The organism is Chitinophaga polysaccharea (assembly GCF_007829335.1).
GTDB lineage: Bacteria > Bacteroidota > Bacteroidia > Chitinophagales > Chitinophagaceae > Chitinophaga > Chitinophaga polysaccharea_B.
Map to the genome: position 1 here is coordinate 1 of NZ_VIWO01000019.1, position 3,210 is coordinate 3,210.

Sequence of the window (3,210 nt, forward strand, 5' to 3'; positions counted from 1 at the left end):
AAGATGTGTAACCAAATGGGTTACTGAGATCAGCTCTCACACATCGGCAATAATCACACGAATGAAATCTTGAAAAAGAGGTCAGTGATTAAAAGTTCTTTGACATATTGGGAAATGCAAGTTGTATTCGAAATAGTAGTATTAGAATACTAAAGATTTTTAAAGCGAATAAGGGCGCATGGTGGATGCCTAGGATCTAAGAGGCGAAGAAGGACGTGGTAAGCTGCGATAAGCTACGGGGAGATGCAAACGATCGTTACATCCGTAGATTTCCGAATGGGACAACCCGGTACACTGAAGGTGTATCACTCGAAAGAGAGCCAACGCAGGGAACTGAAACATCTAAGTACCTGCAGGAAAAGAAAATAAATAATGATTCCCTAAGTAGTGGCGAGCGAACGGGGAAGAGCCCAAACCGGATCGAAGCAATTCTATCCGGGGTTGTAGGACTACTTTTAGAAAGTCAGATCAAGTTGAATCATCTGGAAAGATGAGCCGCAGCAGGTGATAGCCCTGTAGACAGAAATTCTGATGGACGTGTAGTATCCTGAGTAGCGCGGGACCGGAGGAATCCTGTGTGAAACTGCCAGCACCATCTGGTAAGGCTAAATACTCCTTAGATACCGATAGTGAACCAGTACCGTAAGGGAAAGGTGAAAAGTACTCCGAACAGGAGAGTGAAATAGTTCCTGAAACCGTGCGCTTACAAGCGGTCGGAGCTCGCAAGAGTGACGGCGTGCCTTTTGCATAATGAGCCTACGAGTTACTCCTCACTGGCAAGGTTAAGGTCTTCAGTACCGGAGCCGCAGCGAAAGCAAGTTCTAACAGAGCGAATCAGTCAGTGGGGGTAGACGCGAAACTTTGTGATCTATCCATGGGCAGGGTGAAGGTTAGGTAAAACTAACTGGAGGCCCGAACTCATTAGCGTTGAAAAGCTATGGGATGACCTGTGGATAGGGGTGAAAGGCCAATCAAACTGAGAGATAGCTCGTTCTCCCCGAAATGTTTTTAGGAACAGCCTTGGATATAGACGTGTTATAGAGGTAGAGCTACTAATTGGGCTAGGGGGCTTCACCGCCTACCAAACCCTAATAAACTCCGAATGCTATAACATAATCTCCAGGAGTGAGGCTGTGGGCGCTAAGGTCCATGGCCGAGAGGGAAATAACCCAGACTAACAGCTAAGGTCCCTAATGATATGTTAAGTTGAACAAACGCGGTTCAAATCCTAAAACAGCCAGGATGTTGGCTTGGAAGCAGCCATTCATTTAAAGAGTGCGTAACAGCTCACTGGTCGAGGGTTTGGGCACGGAAAATAATCGGGCATCAAACATATAACCGAAGCTTTAGGCCTAGTACGAAGGTACTAGACGGTAGGGGAGCATTCTAAACTGCATCGAAGGTGTGTTGCGAGACATGCTGGAGCGTTTAGAAAAGAAAATGTAGGCATAAGTAACGATAAATAAGATGAAAAATCTTATCGCCGTAAGACTAAGGGTTCCTGATCAACGCTAATCGGATCAGGGTTAGTCGGGTCCTTAGGCAAAGCCGAAAGGTGAAGCTGATGGCAAACTGGTGAATATTCCAGTACCTGCTATAAATTCGATGGAGTAACGGAGTAGTGAAAGGATCGCGCACTTACGGAATAGTGCGTTAAAGGGTGTAGTTATATTCTTGGTAGGAAAATCCGCCAGGGATGATGAACCTGACAGTACAGCAAAGCTTCGGCCGCGCTGATAGTATCCCTAATCAGACTTCCAAGAAAAACTTCTAAGGTTCGTTTATAGCAGCCCGTACCGCAAACCGACACAGGTAGTCGAGATGAGTATTCTCAGGCGCTCGAGTGATCCGTGGTAAAGGAACTAGGCAAATTGACGCTGTAACTTCGGGATAAGGCGTGCCGCAGTGATGCGGCCTCAGTAAAATGGTACAACCAACTGTTTAACAAAAACACAGGGCCCTGCAAAATCGAAAGATGACGTATAGAGCCTGATACCTGCCCGGTGCTGGAAGGTTAAGGAAGGATGTTCGGAGTAATCCAAAGCTTCTGACTGAAGCCCCAGTAAACGGCGGCCGTAACTATAACGGTCCTAAGGTAGCGAAATTCCTTGTCGGGTAAGTTCCGACCTGCACGAATGGTCTAATGAGTTGTACACTGTCTCTACCACGAGCTCGGTGAAATTGTAGTATCGGTGAAGATGCCGGTTAATCGCAACGGGACGGAAAGACCCCGTGAACCTTCACTACAACTTAACATTGATTTTGAATGCCAGATGTGTAGGATAGTTGGGAGACTATGAAGCAGGTTCGCCAGGATTTGTGGAGTCATCGTTGAAATACCAACCTTCTGTTATTTAGAGTCTAATCCGGCAACGGAGACATTGTTTGGTGGGTAGTTTGACTGGGGTGGTCGCCTCCTAAAAGGTAACGGAGGCTCGCAAAGGTACCCTCAGTACGGTTGGTAATCGTACGCAGAGCGCATTAGTATAAGGGTGCTTGACTGTGAGGCAAACAAGCCGAGCAGGTGCGAAAGCAGGCTAAAGTGATCCGGTGGTTCTGTATGGAAGGGCCATCGCTCAAAGGATAAAAGGTACTCCGGGGATAACAGGCTGATCTCACCCAAGAGCTCATATCGACGGTGAGGTTTGGCACCTCGATGTCGGTTCGTCACATCCTGGGGCTGGAGAAGGTCCCAAGGGTTCGGCTGTTCGCCGATTAAAGTGGCACGTGAACTGGGTTCAGAACGTCGCAAGACAGTTCGGTCCCTATCTGTTGTGATCGTTAGTAAATTGAGAGGACATGACCTTAGTACGAGAGGACCGGGTCGTACGTACCGCTGGTGTATCTGTTGTGCCGCCAGGTGCAGTGCAGAGTAGCTATGTACGGATAGGATAAACGCTGAAAGCATCTAAGCGTGAAACCTGCTTCAAGATGAGTTTACTTTTAAGGGCCGTCGCAGACTACGACGTTGATAGGTTACAGGTGTAAGGGTGGTAACATCGCAGCCGAGTAATACTAATTGCCCGTAAGCTTTAATTTTATTTTTATACTGCGCAAAAGAATTTTGAATACAACTTTCCCGATATGTTATCTTATTAGTTTGCTGTAATAGCAAAAAAGATCTTATGGTGGTTATGCCGAGGGTGTTCACCTCTTCCCATTCCGAACAGAGAAGTTAAGCCCCTCATGGCCGATGGTACTGCACTATCA

1 rRNA gene and 1 other annotated feature are annotated in these 3,210 nt (G+C 47.0%); the gene reads left to right on the top strand.

The features are described 5' to 3' along the window. Window positions 1-158: 158 nt before the first annotated feature. Window positions 159-3,039: ribosomal RNA gene (locus FHW36_RS30370) — 23S ribosomal RNA — on the top strand. Window positions 3,040-3,124: 85 nt separating this feature from the next. Further along, window positions 3,125-3,208, top strand: a sequence feature (5S ribosomal RNA rRNA prediction is too short). The last annotated feature ends 2 nt before the right edge of the window (window positions 3,209-3,210 follow it).